This is a genomic window from Pseudomonas sp. NY15364 (assembly GCF_048068235.1).
In the GTDB taxonomy this organism is placed as follows: Bacteria; Pseudomonadota; Gammaproteobacteria; order Pseudomonadales; family Pseudomonadaceae; genus Aquipseudomonas; species Aquipseudomonas mendocina_D.
Map to the genome: position 1 here is coordinate 18,798 of NZ_JBLUPX010000025.1, position 20,470 is coordinate 39,267.

17 protein-coding genes and 1 pseudogene are annotated in these 20,470 nt (G+C 62.2%); 11 read left to right on the forward strand and 7 right to left on the reverse strand.

Annotation, left to right across the window (positions count from 1 at the left end):
- Window positions 1-3: 3 nt before the first annotated feature.
- The 4 genes from ACNFCJ_RS18510 to lpxC all read left to right on the forward strand — a co-directional run bounded on the left by ACNFCJ_RS18510 (window position 4) and on the right by lpxC (window position 4,392).
- The gene (locus tag ACNFCJ_RS18510) at window positions 4-870 is read left to right on the forward strand and encodes a cell division protein FtsQ/DivIB (protein ID WP_092380089.1); all 867 of its coding nucleotides are present in this window, start codon (window positions 4-6) and stop codon (window positions 868-870) included.
- A gap of 15 nt (window positions 871-885) precedes the next feature.
- On the forward strand, window positions 886-2,133 hold the full coding sequence (gene ftsA / locus ACNFCJ_RS18515) for a cell division protein FtsA (protein ID WP_084341758.1): 1,248 nt from the start codon (window positions 886-888) through the stop codon (window positions 2,131-2,133).
- 42 nt (window positions 2,134-2,175) lie between these two features.
- Complete coding sequence (ftsZ, locus tag ACNFCJ_RS18520) at window positions 2,176-3,369, forward strand: cell division protein FtsZ (protein WP_084341757.1); 1,194 nt, start codon at window positions 2,176-2,178, stop codon at window positions 3,367-3,369.
- Window positions 3,370-3,480: 111 nt separating this feature from the next.
- Window positions 3,481-4,392: a UDP-3-O-acyl-N-acetylglucosamine deacetylase gene (gene lpxC / locus ACNFCJ_RS18525; protein WP_108233555.1), complete on the forward strand. Its 912-nt coding sequence runs from the start codon at window positions 3,481-3,483 to the stop codon at window positions 4,390-4,392.
- A 154-nt stretch (window positions 4,393-4,546) separates the two neighbouring features.
- On the opposite strand, the gene ACNFCJ_RS18530 is transcribed toward lpxC, so the two are convergent.
- Window positions 4,547-5,002 (reverse strand): DUF721 domain-containing protein, encoded by a 456-nt coding sequence (locus ACNFCJ_RS18530; RefSeq protein ID WP_125873812.1) that lies wholly within the window; start codon window positions 5,000-5,002, stop codon window positions 4,547-4,549.
- 78 nt (window positions 5,003-5,080) lie between these two features.
- Between ACNFCJ_RS18530 and ACNFCJ_RS18535 the strand changes: the two genes are divergently transcribed.
- The 5 genes from ACNFCJ_RS18535 to ACNFCJ_RS18555 all read left to right on the forward strand — a co-directional run bounded on the left by ACNFCJ_RS18535 (window position 5,081) and on the right by ACNFCJ_RS18555 (window position 12,035).
- The gene (locus tag ACNFCJ_RS18535; RefSeq protein WP_416772929.1) at window positions 5,081-6,001 is read left to right on the forward strand and encodes a M23 family metallopeptidase; all 921 of its coding nucleotides are present in this window, start codon (window positions 5,081-5,083) and stop codon (window positions 5,999-6,001) included.
- A gap of 238 nt (window positions 6,002-6,239) precedes the next feature.
- Entirely contained in the window at window positions 6,240-8,975 is a 2,736-nt protein-coding gene (secA, locus tag ACNFCJ_RS18540; RefSeq protein WP_416772930.1) for a preprotein translocase subunit SecA, read from the forward strand.
- 140 nt (window positions 8,976-9,115) lie between these two features.
- Entirely contained in the window at window positions 9,116-10,333 is a 1,218-nt protein-coding gene (argJ, locus tag ACNFCJ_RS18545) for a bifunctional glutamate N-acetyltransferase/amino-acid acetyltransferase ArgJ (protein WP_416772932.1), read from the forward strand.
- Window positions 10,334-10,464: 131 nt separating this feature from the next.
- Window positions 10,465-11,097, forward strand: coding sequence for a glutathione S-transferase family protein (locus ACNFCJ_RS18550; protein ID WP_416772934.1), 633 nt, complete (start codon window positions 10,465-10,467; stop codon window positions 11,095-11,097).
- Complete coding sequence (locus ACNFCJ_RS18555) at window positions 11,094-12,035, forward strand: Nudix family hydrolase (RefSeq protein WP_416772935.1); 942 nt, start codon at window positions 11,094-11,096, stop codon at window positions 12,033-12,035. The genes ACNFCJ_RS18550 and ACNFCJ_RS18555 overlap by 4 nt, the downstream gene beginning before the upstream one ends.
- A gap of 68 nt (window positions 12,036-12,103) precedes the next feature.
- Here the strand turns inward: ACNFCJ_RS18555 and ACNFCJ_RS18560 are convergent, their stop codons facing one another.
- From ACNFCJ_RS18560 to ACNFCJ_RS18575, 4 genes and pseudogenes are all read right to left on the reverse strand, one after another.
- Complete coding sequence (locus ACNFCJ_RS18560; protein ID WP_416772936.1) at window positions 12,104-12,679, reverse strand: cob(I)yrinic acid a,c-diamide adenosyltransferase; 576 nt, start codon at window positions 12,677-12,679, stop codon at window positions 12,104-12,106.
- 3 nt (window positions 12,680-12,682) lie between these two features.
- Window positions 12,683-14,701: an ATP-binding protein gene (locus tag ACNFCJ_RS18565; RefSeq protein ID WP_416772938.1), complete on the reverse strand. Its 2,019-nt coding sequence runs from the start codon at window positions 14,699-14,701 to the stop codon at window positions 12,683-12,685.
- Between the two features lie 71 nt (window positions 14,702-14,772).
- On the reverse strand, window positions 14,773-15,684 hold the full coding sequence (locus tag ACNFCJ_RS18570) for a putative 2-dehydropantoate 2-reductase (protein WP_416772940.1): 912 nt from the start codon (window positions 15,682-15,684) through the stop codon (window positions 14,773-14,775).
- A pseudogene (locus tag ACNFCJ_RS18575) lies at window positions 15,681-16,646 on the reverse strand (response regulator); the annotation flags it as partial. The gene ACNFCJ_RS18570 and the pseudogene ACNFCJ_RS18575, both read right to left, overlap by 4 nt.
- A 135-nt stretch (window positions 16,647-16,781) precedes the next feature.
- Here ACNFCJ_RS18575 and ACNFCJ_RS18580 point away from each other — a divergent pair.
- Entirely contained in the window at window positions 16,782-17,261 is a 480-nt protein-coding gene (locus tag ACNFCJ_RS18580) for a YajQ family cyclic di-GMP-binding protein (RefSeq protein ID WP_013714167.1), read from the forward strand.
- 103 nt (window positions 17,262-17,364) lie between these two features.
- Complete coding sequence (locus tag ACNFCJ_RS18585) at window positions 17,365-18,192, forward strand: mechanosensitive ion channel family protein (RefSeq protein WP_416772942.1); 828 nt, start codon at window positions 17,365-17,367, stop codon at window positions 18,190-18,192.
- Between the two features lie 55 nt (window positions 18,193-18,247).
- Here the strand turns inward: ACNFCJ_RS18585 and ACNFCJ_RS18590 are convergent, their stop codons facing one another.
- The gene (locus ACNFCJ_RS18590; protein WP_416772943.1) at window positions 18,248-20,044 is read right to left on the reverse strand and encodes an AmpG family muropeptide MFS transporter; all 1,797 of its coding nucleotides are present in this window, start codon (window positions 20,042-20,044) and stop codon (window positions 18,248-18,250) included.
- 40 nt (window positions 20,045-20,084) lie between these two features.
- Entirely contained in the window at window positions 20,085-20,459 is a 375-nt protein-coding gene (locus ACNFCJ_RS18595) for an MGMT family protein (protein WP_100548086.1), read from the reverse strand.
- Between the last annotated feature and the right edge of the window lie 11 nt (window positions 20,460-20,470).

The window sequence follows — 20,470 nt, forward strand, 5'->3', positions numbered from 1 at the left end:
GCGATGAGCATCGCTCTGCGCCATCAAGACTCGCTGAGGGCTCCGCAACGCGGCAAGCCCGCGCCGCGTGGCGCCAGCCGTCTGGTGACCAAGGAGCCGATGCGCCTGCGTCTGCCCAAGCCGGATTTCTCCTGGGTGGGCCGCTTGCTCTGGCCGCTGGCGCTGGTCGGTCTCGGTTTTGCTGCCTACGAGGGTGCACAGCGTCTGCTGCCCTACGCCGACCGCCCGATCGCGCGCATCAGCGTGCAGGGCGATCTGGCTTACGTCAGCCAGCAGGCGGTACAGCGGCGGATCGCGCCGTTCATCGAGGCTAACTTCTTCAGCGCTGACCTGCGCGGCATGCGCGAAGAACTCGAACGCATGCCCTGGATCGCTCATGCCGAAGTGCGTCGCGTCTGGCCGGATCAGATCGACGTGCGCCTCGAAGAGCAGTTGCCTATCGCCCGTTGGGGTGACGAAGCGCTGCTCAACAACCAGGGCCAGGCGTTCGCGCCGCAGGAGCTGGACAACTACCAGCACCTGCCGCAGCTATCCGGCCCGAAGCGGGCGCAGCCGAAGGTGATGCAGCAGTATCAGATGCTCAGCCAATTGCTGCGGCCGATGGGCTTCACCGTGGTCGGGCTGCAATTGCGCGAGCGCGGCAGCTGGTTCCTCTCGGCCACCGAGAACGCCAGCGGGCAGCGTATCGACATTCTGCTGGGACGTGATCACGTGGTGGAAAAAATGCGTCGGTTCGCCGCTATCTATGAGCGGGAGCTGAAAGAACAGAGCGCGAACATCGCGCGCATCGACCTGCGTTATGCCAACGGCCTGGCCGTGGCCTGGCGTGAGCCGGTGGAGCCGGCTGCGGCCGAGCAGAAAGTGAATTGAGGAGAGGCAGGACTAATGAATAGCGCGCAGAGCGGCAAGATGATCGTTGGCCTGGACATCGGCACCTCCAAGGTGGTGGCGCTGGTGGGCGAGGTGACGGCCGACGGCCAGCTGGAAATCGTCGGTATCGGCACTCATCCGTCGCGCGGGCTGAAGAAGGGCGTGGTGGTCAATATCGAGTCCACCGTGGCCTCGATCCAGCGCGCCGTTGAAGAAGCCCAGCTGATGGCCGGCTGCCGCATCCATTCGGCCTTCGTCGGCCTCGCCGGCAATCACATCCGCAGCCTCAACAGCCACGGTATCGTCGCCATCCGTGATCGTGAAGTGAGCCCGGCCGACATTGAGCGCGTGCTCGACGCCGCGCAGGCCGTGGCGATTCCCGCGGACCAGCGCGTGCTGCACACCCTGGCCCAGGATTACGTGATCGATAACCAGGAAGGCGTGCGCGAGCCGCTGGGTATGTCCGGCGTGCGCCTGGAGGCCAAGGTGCACGTGGTCACCTGCGCCGTGAATGCCGCACAGAACATCGAGAAGTGCGTGCGCCGCTGCGGTCTGGAGGTCGACGACATCATCCTCGAGCAGCTTGCATCCGCTTATTCGGTACTGACCGAGGACGAGAAGGAGCTGGGCGTGTGCCTGGTGGATATCGGCGGTGGCACTACCGATATTGCCATCTTCACCGAGGGCGCGATTCGTCACACCGCGGTGATTCCGATTGCTGGTGACCAGGTTACCAACGATATCGCCATGGCCCTGCGTACGCCGACCCAGTACGCCGAGGAAATCAAGATTCGCTACGCCTGCGCCTTGGCCAAGCTGGCCGGTGCTGGTGAAACCATCAAGGTGCCTAGCGTCGGTGATCGTCCGCCGCGTGACCTCTCACGTCAGTCCCTGGCTGAAGTGGTCGAGCCGCGTTACGACGAGCTGTTCACCCTGGTGCAGGCCGAGCTGCGCCGCAGCGGCTACGAAGACCTGATTCCCGCCGGCATCGTCATGACTGGCGGCACGGCGAAGATGGAAGGCGCGGTGGAACTGGCCGAGGAAATTTTCCACATGCCGGTTCGACTGGGCGTACCGCACAGCGTCAAGGGTATGGGCGACGTGGTGCGCAACCCGATTTATTCCACCGGTGTGGGTTTGCTGTTGTACGGGCTGCAGAAGCAGAACGACGGCATTTCCATGTCGGTGGGCAGTCCTTACCAGGACGAAAACAAAACCCCGGTACTCGAACGCATCAAGCGTTGGGTGCAAGGCAATTTCTAAATTTGCAGTAGGCGTTACAACTAGAAAGGAAGGAGAGGGATCATGTTCGAACTAGTAGATAACATTCCGCAAAGCGCGGTTATCAAAGTAATCGGTGTCGGTGGTGGCGGCGGTAACGCAGTCAATCACATGGCGGTCAGTAACATTGAGGGTGTCGAGTTCATCTGCGCCAACACCGATGCGCAGGCGCTGAAGAACATCGGCGCACGTACCGTGCTGCAGCTCGGCCCGGGCGTGACCAAAGGCCTGGGCGCTGGCGCCAATCCGGAAGTCGGTCGTCAGGCCGCGCTGGAAGATCGCGAGCGCATCGCTGAAGTGCTGCAAGGCACCGACATGGTGTTCATCACCACCGGCATGGGTGGCGGTACTGGTACCGGTGCTGCGCCGGTCATCGCCGAGGTAGCCAAGGAACTGGGCATCCTCACCGTGGCCGTGGTCACCCGCCCATTCCCGTTCGAAGGCAAGAAGCGCATGGTCATCGCCGATGAAGGCATTCGCGCGCTGTCCGAGAGCGTCGACTCGCTGATCACCATCCCTAACGAAAAACTGCTGACCATCCTCGGCAAGGACGCCAGCCTGCTGTCCGCCTTCGCCAAGGCTGACGACGTGCTGGCCGGTGCCGTGCGCGGTATCTCCGACATCATCAAGCGTCCGGGCATGATCAACGTCGACTTCGCCGACGTGAAAACCGTGATGAGCGAAATGGGCATGGCGATGATGGGCACTGGCTGCGCCAGCGGTCCGAACCGTGCGCGTGAAGCCACCGAAGCGGCCATCCGCAACCCGCTGCTGGAAGACGTTAATCTGCAGGGCGCTCGCGGCATCCTGGTGAATATCACCGCCGGTCCTGACCTGTCCCTGGGCGAGTACTCCGACGTGGGTAGCATCATCGAGCAGTTCGCTTCCGAGCACGCCACCGTCAAGGTCGGCACCGTGATCGACGCCGACATGCGCGACGAACTGCACGTCACCGTGGTCGCTACCGGCCTCGGCGCGCGCATGGAGAAGCCGGTCAAGGTGGTCGACAACACCGTTCAGGTCGCCGTCAGCCAGCCGGTTGCCCAGCAGCCTGCCGCGCAGCCGCGCAGCGAGCAGTCGGTCAACTACAAGGACTACGAGCGTCCGACTGTGCAGCGCCAGAGCCACGGTGGCGCCGCCACTGCAGCCAAGCTCAATACCCAGGATGATCTCGATTACCTGGATATCCCGGCTTTCCTGCGTCGCCAGGCTGATTGATGGAATTTATCAGGAGCATATGGGTGATTGGTGTTCAGCAAAGGTCGGTTCTGCTATTATTTCCGGCCATTGTTGAAAACAATTCGCAACTAGCGATATAGCGGCCAAGCCATGATCAGACAACGCACCCTGAAAAACATCATCCGTGCCACCGGCGTTGGCCTGCATTCGGGGGAGAAGGTTTACCTGACCCTGAAGCCGGCTCCGGTGGATACCGGTATCGTGTTTCGTCGTACCGACCTCGACCCCGTGGTGGAAATCCGCGCGCTGGCCGGGAATGTCGGTGAAACCACCATGTCGACCACATTGATCAATGGTGATGTCAAGGTGGATACGGTAGAGCATCTGCTTTCGGCCATGGCAGGCCTGGGCATCGATAACGCCTACGTCGAGCTCTCCGCGTCCGAAGTACCGATCATGGATGGCAGTGCTGGTCCCTTTGTGTTCCTGATTCAATCCGCTGGCCTACAGGAGCAGGAAGCGCCGAAGAAGTTCATCCGCATCCTGCGTGAGGTGACTGTGGAGGAGGGCGATAAGCGCGCTACCTTCGTACCTTTCGACGGTTTCAAGGTGAGCTTCGAGATCGACTTCGATCACCCCGTGTTCCGCAATCGCACGCAGAGCGCCAGTGTGGATTTCTCCAGTACGTCTTTCGTCAAGGAAGTCAGCCGGGCCCGCACCTTCGGTTTCATGCGTGACATCGAGTTCCTGCGATCGCAGAACCTGGCGCTCGGTGGCAGTGTGGAGAACGCCATCGTGGTCGACGAACATCGTGTGCTCAATGAAGACGGCCTGCGTTACGAGGACGAATTCGTCAAACACAAGATTCTCGATGCCATCGGTGACCTGTACCTGCTGGGTAACAGCCTGATCGGCGAGTTCAAGGGCCTCAAGTCTGGTCACGCGCTCAACAATCGTTTGCTGCGCACGTTGATTGAGCAGACTGATGCCTGGGAAATGGTGACCTTCGAGGACGCCAAACTCGCACCGATCTCTTACATGCGCCCGGTTGCGGCGGTGTAAATACACTCTCTTTCCAGCTTCAATTGAGGCCACCTTCGGGTGGCCTTTTTTATGGCGCGTGGTTAAGTCGGTGGTGAGTGCTGCAACGATTCATGGCGCCAATCATCTGGCGAAAGCGGCAAAAAAGACGTTTACCGACGAACGGAATGAGGGGTCATTCGTCTTTCTGCGTATGGCTGGCCAGGCGCTCAAGCGCGGCGCGTAACCTGGGGTCGCTGATGCCTTCGGCTGTCGCCTGGATGCTTTGTGCGGCGCTATTGGACAGGTGCAGGGTGCGAACGGTTCCACGATTCTGGCCCCCTTGAGGTTGCACCTTGAACATGATTTTCGTTAAGGTCGCGAACTCTTCGAGTGCCTGTAGTTGTCGTTGCAGTCTTCTTTGCTGATAACGCAGGCGTGTTGCCCAGTGGCCATCGGTCACGATCAATAGCAAGCAGCCGTCTCGCCAGGACGCTACATGACAGTGTTCCCGGGCGGCAGGCTGTAGCTGGCTATCGACAAGACGCTGTAGGTGAGTAAGGCGTTGCGCCTGACCGAACAGCGCTTTCAGGGGCTTGGCTTCGCGTAACAGCTTAGCGGGTGCCTGAGCCGGCAAGGGACGAAACGTCATGGCAGGAAGCCTTAAGTTGCAGAGCCGTCATGGTAGCAGAGCGTGCTACCGGCCTGTGCTCTGCGAAAAGGGGAAGCCATGCATATCATTCTGCTAAATAGCCGTCACGGTTCGGCGCGAACAATCCATCTAAACCTGCGCTGGTTGCTGCTGTCGGTTGTCCTGCTGCTGGTCCTGAGCCTGGGTGCCGGTGCTGCAATGGGCGCCAAGTGGTTGACTGCCGAGCCGGTGGTCGACACCTCGCTGGCCGAAGCACTCGATCTGCAGCGTGAACAGGTTGGCGTGGTACGCCAGGACGCACAACGTCAGCTCGACGCCTTTGCCGTGCATGTCGCGGAGCTGCAGGCGCGCCTCACGCGGCTCGATGCTCTGGGCGAGCGCCTGACCGAATTGGCGGAGCTGGACGCAGGCGAGTTCGATTTTTCCCTTAGTGTCGGGCAGGGTGGCGCGGAAGATGCGCTGGGCGCTTCGGCCTATGCACCGCCACCTTTCATGAACGCGCTTGACAGCCTTGCGCTGCGAGTGGAAAGCCGCGAGCAGCAGTTGGAAGTGCTGGAGCAGCTGCTTGGCGAGCGTCGCCTGAGTGAAGCTGAAACACTTTCTGGTCGCCCGGTTTTGCAAGGTTATGTGTCGTCGCCTTTCGGGCGTCGCGTGCACCCGCTGACCGGTCGTGTAAGTGTCCACAAGGGCGTCGACTTTGCCTCCAAGCCGGGGAGCGATGTGGTGTCGGTGGCGGCGGGTATCGTCACCTTCTCCGGCAAGAAGAACGGTTATGGCAACGTGGTTGAGATCAGTCACGCCGATGGCTACGTCACCCTCTATGCCCACAATCAGAGCAACACTGTGCAGATCGGTGATCTGGTGCAGCGCGGCGAGACCATCGCCAAGGTCGGTCGCAGTGGTCGCTCCACCGGTTATCACGTGCATTTCGAAGTCAGCAAGGATGGCCGACAGGTCAATCCTGCCCTTTATATCGCGCGCGCCAACGGCGTCGAGTGAGTCGGGGCAACAGGCTGACCTTGAATTGCCAGCATTGATCCCCATATAAAGTTTCACGCCGCGCCCCTGGCTGACCGGGGATGCGTGGCCTGCGCCATTATGCGGCAGCAACGGGCTGACAACGTCACTTTCCTCCCTGAGTTTTCCGGGTAGAATGCCTCCTTTGCCCGCAGCCATGCTGGCTGCCAGGTCGCGATTTGCGCCGACCTCCATCCATTCGCCGGAAGATCCTGTCGATATGTTTGCGCCTCTGTTTAAAAAACTTTTCGGAAGCAAGAATGAGCGTGAAGTCAAACGCTTGGTCAAGGCGGTGCAGTCCGTCAACGTCCTCGAAGAGCAGATGATCGCCCTGTCGGACGAGCAACTGCGTAGCAAGACCGAAGAGTTCAAGGGCCGTTTGGCTCAGGGCGAAACCCTCGATAAGCTGCTTCCCGAAGCCTTTGCTGTGGCCCGTGAGGCCGGTAAGCGAGTGATGGGCATGCGCCACTTCGATGTGCAGCTGATCGGCGGCATGGCCCTGCATGAAGGCAAGATTGCCGAGATGCGTACCGGTGAGGGCAAGACCCTGGTAGGTACCCTGGCGGTCTACCTCAATGCGCTGTCCGGCAAGGGCGTGCACGTGGTCACGGTCAACGAATACCTGGCTCGCCGCGACGCCAACTGGATGCGTCCGCTGTATGAATTCCTGGGCTTGTCGGTGGGCATCGTTACCCCCTTCCAGCCGCCTGAAGAGAAACGTGCTGCTTACGCCGCCGACATCACCTATGGCACCAACAACGAATTCGGTTTCGATTACCTGCGTGACAACATGGCCTTCAGCCTGGAAGACAAATTCCAGCGCGAGCTGAATTTCGCCGTGATCGACGAAGTCGACTCCATCCTCATCGACGAAGCCCGTACCCCGCTGATCATCTCTGGTCAGGCTGAAGACAGCTCCAAGCTGTACATCGAGATCAACAAGCTGATCCCGCGCCTCAAGCAGCACATCGAGGAAGAGGAAGGCGTGGTGACTCAGGAAGGTCACTACAAGGTCGACGAGAAAACCCGCCAGGTCGAGCTCAACGAAGCTGGCCACCAGTATGTCGAAGAGATGCTTACCGCAGCTGGCCTGCTGGCTGAAGGCGAGAGCCTCTATTCCGCGCACAACCTTGGCTTGCTGACCCATGTTTACGCCGGCCTGCGCGCGCACAAGCTGTTCAATCGCAATGTCGAGTACATCGTGCAGAACGGTCAGGTGATCCTGATCGACGAGCACACCGGCCGTACGATGCCGGGCCGCCGCCTCTCCGAGGGCCTGCACCAGGCCATCGAAGCGAAGGAAGGGGTGAATATCCAGGCCGAGAGCCAGACCCTCGCCTCGACCACCTTCCAGAACTACTTCCGTCTCTACAACAAGCTGTCCGGCATGACCGGTACCGCCGACACCGAGGCCTTCGAGTTCCGTCAGATCTACGGTCTGGACGTGATGGTCATCCCGACCAACAAGCCGATTGCGCGTAAGGACTTCAACGACCTGGTCTATCTGACCCAGGAAGAGAAGTACCAGGCGATCATCGCCGACATCAAGGAATGCCAGGCCCAGGGCCGGCCGATTCTGGTCGGTACCGCCACCATCGAAACCTCCGAGTACGTCAGCCAGCTGCTAAGCAAGGAAGGCATCGAGCACAAGGTGCTCAACGCCAAGTTCCACGACAAGGAGGCCGAGATCATCGCCCAGGCCGGTCGTCCGGGGGCGCTGACCATCGCTACCAACATGGCCGGTCGCGGTACCGACATCCTCCTCGGTGGCAACTGGGAAGTGGAAGTTGCTGCGCTGGAAAACCCGACCGACGAGCAGATCGCGCAGATCAAGGCCGAATGGCAGAAGCGTCATCAGCAAGTGATCGAAGCCGGCGGCCTGCACGTGATCGCTTCCGAACGTCACGAATCGCGCCGTATCGACAACCAGCTGCGTGGCCGTGCCGGCCGTCAGGGTGACCCGGGTTCCAGCCGCTTCTACCTGTCGCTGGAAGACAACCTGATGCGCATCTTCGCTTCGGATCGGGTGAAGAACTTCATGAAGGCTCTGGGCATGCAGTCCGGCGAGGCCATCGAGCACCGCATGGTCACCAATGCCATCGAGAAGGCCCAGCGCAAGGTCGAAGGTCGCAACTTCGACATGCGCAAGCAACTGCTCGAATTCGACGACGTGGCCAACGAGCAGCGCAAGGTGATCTACCACATGCGCAACAGCCTGCTGGCTGCCGAGAACGTCGGCGACACCATCGCCGAGTTCCGCGAGGAAGTGCTGACCGCCGCCATCAATAACCATATTCCGCCGCAGTCGATGCCGGAACAGTGGGATGTCGCCGGTCTGGAGTCCACCCTGCAGAGCGATTTCGGCCTGAAGTTGCCGATCCAGCAGTGGCTGGACGAAGACGACAAGCTGTACGAGGAAACCCTGCGCGAGCGCATCCTCGCCGAGCTGCTGGCGGCTTACAACGAGAAGGAAACCCAGGCCAGCGCCGAGGCCCTGCGCACCTTCGAGAAGCAGATTCTGCTGCGCGTGCTCGACGATCTGTGGAAAGACCACCTGTCGACCATGGATCACCTGCGTCACGGCATTCACCTGCGTGGCTATGCGCAGAAGAACCCCAAGCAGGAATACAAGCGCGAGTCCTTCGCCCTGTTCCAGGAACTGCTGGAGTCGATCAAGCGCGACACCATCCGTGTACTCAGCCACGTTCAGGTGCGGCGCGAAGATCCGGCCGAAGAAGAAGCTCGTCTGCGCCGCGAAGCCGAAGCCATGGCCGAGCGCATGCAGTTCCAGCACGCCGAGGCCTCGGCACTGGCGGCTGAAGAGAACGATGGCGCAGAAGGCGACGTTGCGATGGCCGCCGCTCCGGTACGTGCCGAGCAGAAGGTTGGCCGTAACGAGCCGTGCCCTTGCGGTTCGGGTAAGAAGTACAAGCACTGCCACGGTCAGATCGGCTGATCGGACCGCTTGCAGTGGCGGGCGCTTCGGCTATGCTGCCAGCGCCCTGACAACGCCGCGAACGGCCCAGCCGCTCGCGGCGTTTTACCATCTCATTCGGTCGCCGAAGCGATCACCGTATATCTGAAGGAGCGCATCTCATGGCTGTTGGTCTTGGCCCGCTGTCTACCCTGCACCCGGTTCCTGGTTTCGAGCTCGGTATCGCCTCGGCCGGCATCAAGCGTCCTGGGCGCAAGGATGTGGTGGTGATGCGCTGTGCCGAAGGCTCGCGTATCGCCGGGGTGACCACCACCAACGCCTTCTGCGCGGCACCTGTGCTGATCACGCGCGAGCGCCTGGGTGGCGAGGTGCGTTACCTGCTGACCAACACCGGCAACGCCAATGCCGGTACCGGTGCCGATGGCCTGGCTCGTGCGCGCCGCGCCTGTGCCCGCCTGGCCGAGCTGACCGGTGTGGCCGAAAGCGCCGTGCTGCCGTTTTCCACCGGGGTGATCGGTGAGCCGCTGCCGGTGGAGAAGATCGAATCCGCGCTGCAGGCTGCACTGGACGATCTCAAGACCGACAACTGGGAAGCTGCCGCCACCGGCATCATGACCACCGACACCCTGCCCAAGGGTGCCAGCCGCCAGTTCCAGCACGATGGCGTGACCGTCACCGTTACCGGCATCAGCAAGGGCGCCGGCATGATTCGTCCGAACATGGCTACCATGCTCGGCTATATCGCCACCGACGCCAAGGTCGCCCAGGGTGTGCTGCAGGATCTGGTGCGCGACGCGGCCAACAAGTCGTTCAACCGCATCACCATCGACGGCGACACCTCGACCAACGACTGCTGCATGCTGATCGCTACCGGCCAGGTCGCACTGCCTGAGATCAGCGACGCCTCCGGTGAGCTGTTCGCCAAGCTCAAGCAGGCGGTGTTCGAAGTGTTCATGGAAGTGGCGCAGGCCATCGTCCGTGACGGTGAAGGCGCGACCAAGTTTGTTACCGTGCAGGTCAACGGCGGTGGCACCCATCAGGAGTGCCTGGACGTGGCTTATGCCGTGGCCCATTCGCCGCTGATCAAGACCGCGCTGTTCGCCTCCGATCCCAACTGGGGGCGTATCCTCGCTGCTGTCGGCTATGCCGGCGTACCGCAACTGGATGTGAGCAAGATCGACGTTTTCCTCGGCGAAGTCTGCATCGCCAGCAAGGGTTGCCGTGCGACCACCTATACCGAAGAGCAGGGCGCAGCAGTGATGGCGCGTGAGGAGATCACCATCCGTATCGAGCTGGGTCGCGGCAGCTGCAGCGAGACCATCTGGACCACCGACCTGTCCCACGAGTACGTCAAGATCAACGCCGAATACCGCACCTGATCAGTCCCGGCCGTCCATTATTCCCGCGCCTCATGACCCCATGACGCGCGGGAATTTGCTATTCGGGGGGCGGGCTTTTAACGTCGATCGACTTCGGGGTATTTCCAGGAACGTAGGCGAGGACACGCGAGATGGCACTGCAACTGGTGATTGGTGACAGGAACTATTCCTCCTGGTCTCTGCGTGCGGCGCTGGCGGTCGATCTGGCCGGTGCCGACTGCGAAGAGCTGCGGGTGCGTTTGTTTCAGCCAGACAGTCGCGCACAACTGTTGCGCTATTCGCCCACCGGCAAGGTGCCGGTTCTGCTGACCGAGCAGGGTGCGGTGTGGGACTCCCTAGCGATTGCCGAGTACCTGGCCGAATGCTATCCAGAAGCGCAGCTGTGGCCGCAGGAGCAGCAGGCTCGCGCGCTGGCGCGCAGTATCTGTGCGGAGATGCACAGCGGCTTCACGGCGCTGCGCAGTCATCTGCCCATGGACCTGGCGCGGGACAAGGCGCTGGCCGAACTGCCTGACGAGGCGCAGGCCGATATCGATCGCATCTGCGCGATCTGGGCTGGCTGCCGTGAGCGTTACGCCAGTACCGGCAACTATCTGTTCGGCCAGGCCAGCATCGCCGATGCCTTCTACGCGCCGGTCGCCGCGCGACTGCGCAGCTATCGTGTGGCGCTACCGACAGCGGCAGCGGCCTATGTCGAAACCATCTATCGTTGGCCGGCGTTCCAACGCTGGTATCAGGCAGCATTGCAGGAGGTGAAGGGGTGAAGCGTGTTCATGTCGCCGCAGCGGTGATTCGGGGTGTCGATGGACGCATCCTGATTGCCAAGCGCCCGCAGGATAAGCACCAGGGTGGTCTGTGGGAGTTTCCCGGCGGCAAGGTGGAAGAGGGCGAGGCAGTGCGCGTCGCCCTCGACCGTGAGTTGCAGGAAGAGCTGGGCATCCGTCCGCAAGCGGCGCGTGCGCTGATTCAGATTCGCCACGATTACCCGGACAAGCAGGTGTTGCTGGACGTCTGGGAAGTCTCGACTTTCAGCGGTGAGCCCCATGGCGCCGAAGGCCAGCCGCTGGCCTGGGTCAGCGAGCGGCAACTGCTGGAGTACGAGTTTCCCGCTGCCAACAAGCCCATCGTCGCCGCCGCGCGCCTGCCGGATCGTTACCTGATCACCCCTGACGGCCTGGAACCGAGCGAGCTGCTCGCCGGCATCCGCAGTGCCCTGGCGCAAGGTGTCCGGTTGATTCAGCTGCGTGCGCCGAACATGTTCGACCCGCAGTACCGCGACCTGGCAGTCGACGTGCAGGGCCTGTGCGCCGGCAAGGCGCAACTGATGCTCAAAGGACCGCTGGAATGGCTGGGCGACTTTCCGGCGGCAGGCTGGCATCTGACTGCCGAGCAGCTGCGCAAGCATGCCGCTGGCGGCCGGCCTTTCCCGGAGCATCGCTGGCTGGCAGCGTCCTGCCACAATGCCGAGGAGCTGGTGTTGGCAGCGCAGATGGGTGTGGATTTCGTCACCTTGTCGCCGCTGCAGGCGACCGCAACGCATCCCGAAGCACTGCCGCTGGGCTGGGAGGCAGCAAGCGAGATGCTGACCCATTTCAACCTGCCGGCTTACCTGTTGGGCGGCGTCGGCCCGGCCGATATCGAGCGCGCCTGGCAGATTGGCGCCCAGGGTGTGGCGGGCATCCGCGCGTTCTGGCCGCGGTAGGGGCGTGCCTAGCATTCAGCGCGGTATTTTCCCGGTGCGCACGGCGCACCCTACGGCTTACCGAGTGATCAAGGCTTGTCCGCAGCTTTCCACAGAACTTCGGCAATGCCCTGGCGCTTGGCGATCAGGCGGGCGGCGACGAACAGCAGATCAGAGAGGCGGTTGACGTAGGCCAGGCCCTCGGCGCGTAGCGGCTCGACGGCATTGATGTGTTGGCAGCGGCGCTCACTGCTGCGCGCGAGACTACGACACACGTGGGCCTGGGCGATCAGCCTAGAGCCGCCAGGCAGGATGAAGTTCTCAAGAGGCCCGACCTCTTCGTTCCAACTGTCGATGGCGGCCTCCAGGCGCTGCACTTCCCCCTGTTGCAGGGCCTGATACTCGGGCATCGCCAGTTCGCCACCGAGGTCGAACAGGCGGTGCTGGCAGGGGCTCAGCACTTCGCTGATTTCCTTGAGCCCTGGCCAGGTCGTGGCCGCCTCGTCGAGTTCGGCGAGTAGCAGGCCGAGCTGACTGTTGAGTGTGTCCAGCTCGCCGATGGCCTCGATACGTGGGTGGTCCTTGCCGACCCGGCGGCCGTCGGCCAGACCGGTTTCACCCTTGTCGCCGGTGCGGGTATAGATCTTCGAGAGGCGAAAGCCCATGGCTCAGAGTCCTGTGTGGGCGGGCAGCGAGGCGAGCGGTAGGCGCAGGGTGAAACAGGTGCCCTGGCCTGGCGTGGAGTGCACCTCCATCTGCCCTTTGTGATTGTTGGTGATGATGAAGTAGGAGACCGCCAGGCCGAGCCCGGTGCCCTGACCGACCTCCTTGGTGGTGAAGAAAGGCTCGAAGATGCGCTTGCGTACCGCCTCGCTCATGCCGGTGCCGTTGTCCTCCACCTGTACTTCTGCCCAACTGCCGACCTGCCTCGTGCGCAGGGTGATGCGGCCTGATTCGGCCCCCTCATCGCGCTGGTGAATGGCTTGGGCAGCGTTCTTCAGCAGGTTAAGCAGTACCTGCTCAAGCTCGTTGGCGGTGCCTGCCACCGGGCCTAGCAACGGGTCGAACTGACGCACGATCTCCAGGGTCTTGAAGTCGAAACTATCGGTCAGATCGAAGTCATTGCCGGCGATCTCCAGGGCCTGATCGATCAGCGCCGGCAGATCGCAAGGCGATAGCTGGCGGTTGCTACGGCGGCTGAAACTGAGCATGTGGCTGACGATCTTGGCCGCGCGCTGGCCGGCCTGCTGGATGCCGTCGAGCAGGCGTGGTATCTCGCGCGCGGCCATGTACTGCTGGATGGCATCCAGACTGATGCCGGCCTGCTCGGCCTGTTCGAGATTCTTCTCCAGGTCCGGTGACAGACGTCGGCGAATGTTCTGCACGTTGTGCAGGATGGCGCCGAGCGGGTTGTTGATCTCGTGTGCCATGCCTGCGGCCAGGCCGCCGACCGAGAGCATCTTTTCCGACTGCACCATCATTTCTTCGAGAGCCAGGCGCTGGGTGATGTCGTCGATGCGGATCACCACACCGCGCCCGGCACCACCCATCAGTGGGTAGAAGGTCAGGGCGTAGTGATGGGGCTCTTCGTCCTTGTGCCAGGTTACGCGCTCGATCTTTTCCACCCGGTGCTGTTCGGCGGTGCGCTTGAGTTGGGGGAGGAACGGCTTGAGTGGTGGAAAGGCGAGGAACACTGGCTGGTTCAGAGCCTCTTCCAGGCGCGTGCCGGATAGCGTGCTGGCCTCCTGATTCCACTGCGTTACGTACAGCTGCTCGTCGAGGGCAATCAGCGCCGAAGGCATGGAGTCGATGATGCTGTTGAGGTAATTCTGGAAGCCGGTGAGCTTCTTCTCGATCTTGCTGCGCACCTGGACTTCCAGCTCCAGCTTGCGGTTGGAGTGGCGGGTTTCCTCGGCCAGGCTCTGTGCCTGGTCAAAGGCCTGCTGGGCGTCGTCGCGCGCGCGTTTGAGTTGCTGTTCACGCGCTTCCATGCGCATCAGCATGGTATTGAAGGCGTCGGCCAGGCTACCGATTTCATCCTGGTGACCGCGGTTGGCGCGCAGCGCATAGTTTTCTTCGCGGGTAACCTGGCGGGACAGTTCCTCCAGGCGGCGGATGGGCTTGGTTACCAGGCGTTTGATCTGTTTGGCCACCAGCAGCCAGAGCAGCACACTGAACGCCAGGATTACCAGGCTGGCGGTCAGGGTGCCGGTATAGAAGACACTGGGCAGCTCGCTGGACGCGACCAGCAGCAGCGCTCCGGGGCGACCGCTGGGGTGCGGCAGGTCAACCAGCAGGTTGGTGCGAAAGGCGGTGTCACGCCAGTTCTGCAGCTGGCCGAGCTGTTGTGGCAGCTGCAGTTTTTCCCCTCGCTGCAGTTGTGCCAGGCTGTTGCCGTTGCTGTCATAGATGACCGCTGCACGCAGCGGCGCATAATCGTCCAGGCGCTTGAGCACCGCCTCGGCCGAGGCTGATGAGTGCAGGGCCTCCTTGCTCAGTGTCGGACTGGCGATGAGTCGACCCAGAGTGTGCAGGGCCTGTGGCGCCATGCTCTCCTGGGTGATCCAGTAGGCTGCGCTGATGAACGCCAGGTTGGCCACCAGCATCACCGCGGCGAGCAGCACCAGCAGCGCGGCAAGCAGTTTGCGGCCAACCGGCAGGTTTTCGAGGCGCTGACGCAATCTCATGAGCTTATCGCTGTGGCGAGTAGAGCGGGCAGGTTAGCGCGCCAGGGCTGTCATTGCCACGGCCTGGCCCGCTAGTTCACTGGCAGGCCACGTGCTTGCAGATGCTCAAGCAAGCGCTGTTGCACATGCTGCAGGTGCGGCAACTGCAACCCATGGCGCTGCGCAGCGGCACAGGCGTAGCCAAGCAGATAACTGATCTCGGTGCGGCGACCCAGGGCTACATCCTGGTGCATGGAGGAGTAGTTTGCCGCGGTGGCATGAATCACCCGTTGCACTTCCTCGTGCAGGTTGTCCGCCGCAGCCGGTTGGCCACAGAGCTGCAGCAGCTCCGTGAGTTCAGTGCACAGGATGGCGACTTCGGCCGGGTGTTCGCTCAGGCCGCCATTGCGACAGTCGTGCAGCACAGTGAGCGGGTTGATCGCGCAATTGAGCGCCAGCTTGCGCCACAGGCGCGCGAGGATATCCGTGCTCCACTGGTGGGCGATGCCGGCGCGCTGCAGGTCGTCCAGCCAGGCTGGCGGCTGGGGATTGTTCGGGTCGCCCAGCCAGTTGTAGCCGTTGCCGGCGAACACCACCTGAAAGTCGGCAGGGCGAAAGGCCCCTTCGGTGCTGGAGACGAACAGGCAACGCTGTCCGGGTAGGCGTTGGGCGACTTCATCCTGGCTGCCCAGTCCGTTCTGCAACAGCAGCAGTTCGGCGCCCGGGGCCAGACGCTCGGCGATGGTCGCCACCGCGCTTTGCGCGTCATAGGCCTTGCAAGCCAGCAGCAGACGATGGATGGGCGCGTCGGCCTGTGGTAACTCCGCGGCAATGGCGTACTGCTGGGCCTGGCCCGCTTCGATCAGGGTCAGGCCGCCGGCCTGCTGGTAGGCCGCGAGGCGTTGCCGGTTGCGCAGAATCAACCTGACCGGCAGACCGGCACGGGCCAGGCGTGTAGCCCACAGGCTGCCGAGGCTACCGGCGCCGAGGATGTGCCAGGTCACGGCAGAGGCAGGCGCATGGCTGCGACGCGACCGCTGGCGTAGGACTCGGCCAGCAGCTTTTGTGCATGCAGGATCAGTTGCTCGGGGTCGTTGGGCAGTGCCTTTGCATCGATGCCGACCAGGCTGATGCCCGCCTTCAGGGTGATGAAGCCTTCACTGGTCTTGAATGCCTTGAGGTTCAGCCCCTCGTGCAGACGCTTGAAACTGCTCGGCGAGCATTCCTGCAGATCCTCGAGCAGCGTGATCAGGCCAAAATGGTTGTCATCCAGACGGGTCAGCACATCCAGCGGCCTGACCAGCTGCTGCAGGCGGCGGGCGGCACTGCGCAGCAGCTCGTTGAAGAAGCGTTCTCCATACTGGCTACGCAGCTGCGTGGCTTCGGGCAGGCCTATCAACAGGTAGCAGACGGCGCCGCCGCGTGATTCGATCTGGCGCAAGCTGTCGGAGAGCTTCTGCCGCAAATAGCGCGGGTTGCCCAGCCCCGTCAGCGGGTCGACCAGGTTGCGGCGCTCCAGGCTGGCGACATTCTGCGTGAGCATGCGGTTTTCGTGCAGCAGGCGCTGCAGGGTATTGCACAACCGGTCGGCGGCGTACACACGTGGCACCAGCTGCTCGTTCATGGCCGCCTTGCTGATGAAGTCATCGACGCCACGATCGAAGGCTTCGCCCAGCACGTTTTCGCCTTCCTTGCCGGTCAGCAGGATGATGTAGGTGTAGTGGTCGGCGGTCTCGTCCAGCTGGCGTACCCGCGCGGTCAGTTCCAGGCCGTCGATCTCGGGCATCAGCCAGTCGGCCAGCAATACGCTGGCCGGGCGCTGCTCCAGCTGCTGCAGGGCTTCGCTGGCGCTGCTGGCAAAGCGCACGTCCTGGTAGCCAGCCTGGCTCAGTGCACGGCCAATCATGGCGCTGGAGAACTTGGCGTCGTCCACCACCAGGATGCTGAGATGGGGGTTGGGCATGGTACTGGCTCGCAGGCAGGAGGGAAGGACGCCAAACGGCGTTTATCAGACTGGTTATAATGAGGCCGCCATAGTTATCGTCAAGTCAGGCGCGTTCACTCCGTGAAGAGGATCGCGCCGTCCATCAGGAGCCCACTCATGCCTTCGTTCGACGTCGTGTCCGAACTGGATAAACACGAACTGACCAATGCGGTCGATAACGCCATCAAGGAACTCGACCGCCGTTTCGACCTGCGCGGCAAGTGCAGCATCGAGAGCAAGGACAAGGCGCTGACCTTGACCGCCGAAGCCGAATTCATGCTCGAGCAGATGCTCGACATCGTGCGCAGCAGTCTGGTCAAGCGCAAGATCGACTGCCAGTGCATGGAAACCAAGGAGCCCTATGCCTCGGGCAAGGTGATGAAGCAGGAGGTCACCTTCCGTGAGGGCATCGACAAGGAGCTGGCGAAGAAGATCGTCGCTCACATCAAGGACGCCAAGCTCAAGGTGCAGGCCGCTATCCAGGGCGAGCAGGTACGCGTGACCGGCAAGAAACGTGACGATCTGCAGGAAGCCATCGCCCTGCTGCGCGGTCACGAGTTCGGCATGCCGCTACAGTACAACAACTTCCGCGATTGAACCTTTGTGATGCTGAGGCGTCGCAGGCTAGGTTGATAGCATTCTGACCGCCATGGCTTGCCATGGCGGTTTCGTTTCATGTACGGGAAAACAGGAGCACCCTATGGAGATGAACGTCGAGGAACTGGTGAAAATATCCGAGGCCTGGCTGCCGGTGGTGTTGGAGTACAGCGGCAAGCTGACCCTGGCAGTGATCACTCTGCTGATCGGCTGGTGGCTGGTCAGCCGGCTGACGTCGAGCATCGAGAGCATGCTCGCAGCGCGTAAGGTGGACCGCGCGTTGAGCAGCTTCATTGGCAGCCTGGTCAGCATCGTGCTGCGTATTCTGCTGCTGATCAGCGTGGCTTCGATGATCGGTGTGGAGACCACTTCGTTCATCGCCATGATCGGTGCCGCGGGTCTGGCCATCGGCCTGGCGTTGCAGGGCAGCCTGGCCAACTTCGCCGGTGGCGTGCTGATCATGCTGTTCCGTCCGTTTCGGGCTGGTGATTGGATCGAGGCACAGGGTGTCTCCGGTAGCGTCGATAGCATCCAGATCTTCCATACCACGCTGAAAACCGGCGATAACAAGGTCGTCATCGTGCCCAATGGCAGCCTGTCCAACGGCCACATCACCAACTACTCGCGTGAGCCGCGTCGGCGCGCCGATATCAATATCGGTATCGATTACTCCAGCGACATCAAAAAAGCGCGCGAGGTGCTGCTGGAAATCGCCCAGGACCCGCGTGTACATGTCGATCCTGCGCCGGTTGTGTTCGTGACCGGGCTGGGTGACAGTGCGGTGAACCTGTCGCTGCGCGTGTGGGTGGCCACTGGCGACTTCTGGCCGGTGACCTTCGCCTTTACCGAGCTGGCCAAGGAGCGTCTGACCGAGGCGGGTATCGGAATTCCCTTCCCACAGCGGGTGGTGCATTTAGCCAAGGCCGAGTGAGGCGCGCTGAAATGAAAAAGCCCCGGTCGATCCGGGGCTTTTTTCTGTCTGCCAATCAGGCCTTGTCGAGCGCAGGTGGCGTCGCATCCGGCAACGGCTGGCGCTTGTCACGCCGCCACTGGACGATGATCAGCAGCAGTGTCGGTATTCCCATCAGCGCTGTGGCCAGGAAGAAGTGCGCGTAGCCCAGGCTTTCCACCATCACCCCGGAATAGCCGCCGATCAGGCGCGGCAGCAGCAACATGATGGAACTGAGCAGGGCGTACTGGGTGGCGGAGAACTTCAGGTTGGTCAGACTCGACAGATAGGCCACGAACGCCGAGGTAGCCAGGCCTGCGCTGAAATTGTCGCAGCTGATGGTGACGATCAGCATGTTCAGGTGCGGACCCATGCCCACCAACAGCATGAACATCAAGTTGGTGGCCGCCGATGCGGCAGCACCGATCAGCAGAATCGGCATGATGCCGAAGCGCACGATCAACAGACCGCCGACACCGGCGCCGAGCAGGGTCATCACCAGGCCGAAAATCTTGCTGACGCTGGCAATCTGTTCCTTGGTGAAGCCCTGGTCGATGTAGAACACGTTGGCCATCACGCCCATTACCGTATCGGACAGGCGATAGGTGGCGATCAGGCTTAGCAGCAGCAGCGCCTGCCAGCGATAGCGCACGATAAAGTCATTGACCGGCGTGAGCACCGGGGCCATGCCGCCCCAGAACAGGCTGGAGATGGACAGGCCGGTGAGCAGGGTATAGAGCAGTGCACGCAGGAAGGCGCGGTCGTAGTAGAGCAGCTCCTGCAGGCTTATCTGGCCCTGGAACACCAGCATCAGGTCACTTTCGTAGAACTGGGTGACCATGGCCGGGATGGCGATCAGCAGAATGATCAGCAGCAGTACGGAAAGCAGCTGGTGGAAGAACCCGTACCTGGCGGCAGCCGTTTTCAGCACCGGCGCCAGCCCGCCCCAGAACAGCCCGGATGCGCAGACGCAGGCCAGAGTGCTGTAGAGCAGCGCACGCAGGAAGGCGCGGTCGTTGTAGAGCAACTCGTGCATGCTGACGTCGCCGAGCAGCATGAGCATCAGATCGCTCTGGTAGAACTGGATGAACATGGTCGGCACGGCGATGATCAGCATGATGACCGCGCTGATCGCCAGCAACTGGTGGAAAAATCCGTGCTTGGGCGGTGCGGCATGGATGTGCGGTGGTGCTGGCGGCTCGCGCATCCAAATGGAGGTGAGCAGGCCTGGCAGCATCAGCAGGGCGAAAAGCATATAGGTACCGGTCCAGGCGCTGAACTGGTAGTTCTTGGCGGTCGAGCCGAAGCCTTCGGCAAAGTACAGCGCACCGGCTGTTGCCAGCAGCGCGGCGACGCGGTAGCCGGTCATGTAAGCGGCGGCCAGCGCAGCCTGATGCTCATCGCCGAGAATTTCCAGGCGGTAGGCGTCGATGGCAATGTCCTGGGTGGCCGATGCGAAGGCCACCAGCACGGCGAGGGCGATCAGCGTCGACAGATGCGTCTGCGGATCGTAATAGGCCATGCCGATCAAGCCGATGGCGACCAGGCCTTGCGACAGCACCAGCCAGGAGCGGCGCCGGCCAAGTTTGCCCAGTAGCGGCAGGCACCACTGGTCGAGCATTGGCGCCCACACCCATTTGAAGGCGTAGGCCAGGCCAATGAGGCTGGCGAAACCGATGGTCTCGCGTGCTACTCCGGCTTCGCGCAGCCATACCGAAAGGGTCGAGAACACCAGCATGTAGGGTAGGCCGGCGGCGAAACCCAGAAGCAGCAGAGCCAGTGTGGCGGGGTTGGCGTAGGTGGCGAGGGCGTCTCGCCAGGATTTGCGTGGCATCAGGCTCGAATCTGGGCAGGGGTGGTTCGTAGGGCGCACTCTAACTGCTGTGCTCCATCGGGCGCCAGCCGTGACGACGCATATCCACACGTTCGTTCAGGATGTTGATGCCCTCCGCGCGCAGACGTGCCCGTTGTTCGTTACCAGAGGGGCTGCCGGCAGCCAGGCTGAGGCGTCCGCCAGCGGCGATCACACGATGCCAGGGGAGTGTGGTGCCATCCGGCAACTGGCTCAGCGTGCGGCCGACCCAACGTGCGGCGCGGCCAAGGCCGGCGAGCTGTGCCAGTTCACCATAGCTGACGACCTTGCCCTCAGGCACCTGTGCCAGTACCAGATACAGCGCCTCGCGACGCGCTTCCACGCTTGCCGGTGGTGGTGCCGGCCATGCAGACTCTGGCGGTTTCGTCTTGCCCATAGGGTTCGTCC

What these genes read in the sequence shown, in the direction of transcription:
- ACNFCJ_RS18510 (WP_092380089.1), top strand. Translation starts at nt 4, where the DNA reads ATGAGCATCGCTCTGCGCCATCAAGACTCGCTGAGGGCTCCGCAACGC.
- ftsA (WP_084341758.1), top strand. Translation starts at nt 886, where the DNA reads ATGAATAGCGCGCAGAGCGGCAAGATGATCGTTGGCCTGGACATCGGC.
- ftsZ (WP_084341757.1), top strand. Translation starts at nt 2,176, where the DNA reads ATGTTCGAACTAGTAGATAACATTCCGCAAAGCGCGGTTATCAAAGTA.
- lpxC (WP_108233555.1), top strand. Translation starts at nt 3,481, where the DNA reads ATGATCAGACAACGCACCCTGAAAAACATCATCCGTGCCACCGGCGTT.
- ACNFCJ_RS18530 (WP_125873812.1), bottom strand. Translation starts at nt 5,002, where the DNA reads ATGACGTTTCGTCCCTTGCCGGCTCAGGCACCCGCTAAGCTGTTACGC.
- ACNFCJ_RS18535 (WP_416772929.1), top strand. Translation starts at nt 5,081, where the DNA reads ATGCATATCATTCTGCTAAATAGCCGTCACGGTTCGGCGCGAACAATC.
- secA (WP_416772930.1), top strand. Translation starts at nt 6,240, where the DNA reads ATGTTTGCGCCTCTGTTTAAAAAACTTTTCGGAAGCAAGAATGAGCGT.
- argJ (WP_416772932.1), top strand. Translation starts at nt 9,116, where the DNA reads ATGGCTGTTGGTCTTGGCCCGCTGTCTACCCTGCACCCGGTTCCTGGT.
- ACNFCJ_RS18550 (WP_416772934.1), top strand. Translation starts at nt 10,465, where the DNA reads ATGGCACTGCAACTGGTGATTGGTGACAGGAACTATTCCTCCTGGTCT.
- ACNFCJ_RS18560 (WP_416772936.1), bottom strand. Translation starts at nt 12,679, where the DNA reads ATGGGCTTTCGCCTCTCGAAGATCTATACCCGCACCGGCGACAAGGGT.
- ACNFCJ_RS18565 (WP_416772938.1), bottom strand. Translation starts at nt 14,701, where the DNA reads ATGAGATTGCGTCAGCGCCTCGAAAACCTGCCGGTTGGCCGCAAACTG.
- ACNFCJ_RS18580 (WP_013714167.1), top strand. Translation starts at nt 16,782, where the DNA reads ATGCCTTCGTTCGACGTCGTGTCCGAACTGGATAAACACGAACTGACC.
- ACNFCJ_RS18585 (WP_416772942.1), top strand. Translation starts at nt 17,365, where the DNA reads ATGGAGATGAACGTCGAGGAACTGGTGAAAATATCCGAGGCCTGGCTG.
- ACNFCJ_RS18590 (WP_416772943.1), bottom strand. Translation starts at nt 20,044, where the DNA reads ATGCCACGCAAATCCTGGCGAGACGCCCTCGCCACCTACGCCAACCCC.
- ACNFCJ_RS18595 (WP_100548086.1), bottom strand. Translation starts at nt 20,459, where the DNA reads ATGGGCAAGACGAAACCGCCAGAGTCTGCATGGCCGGCACCACCACCG.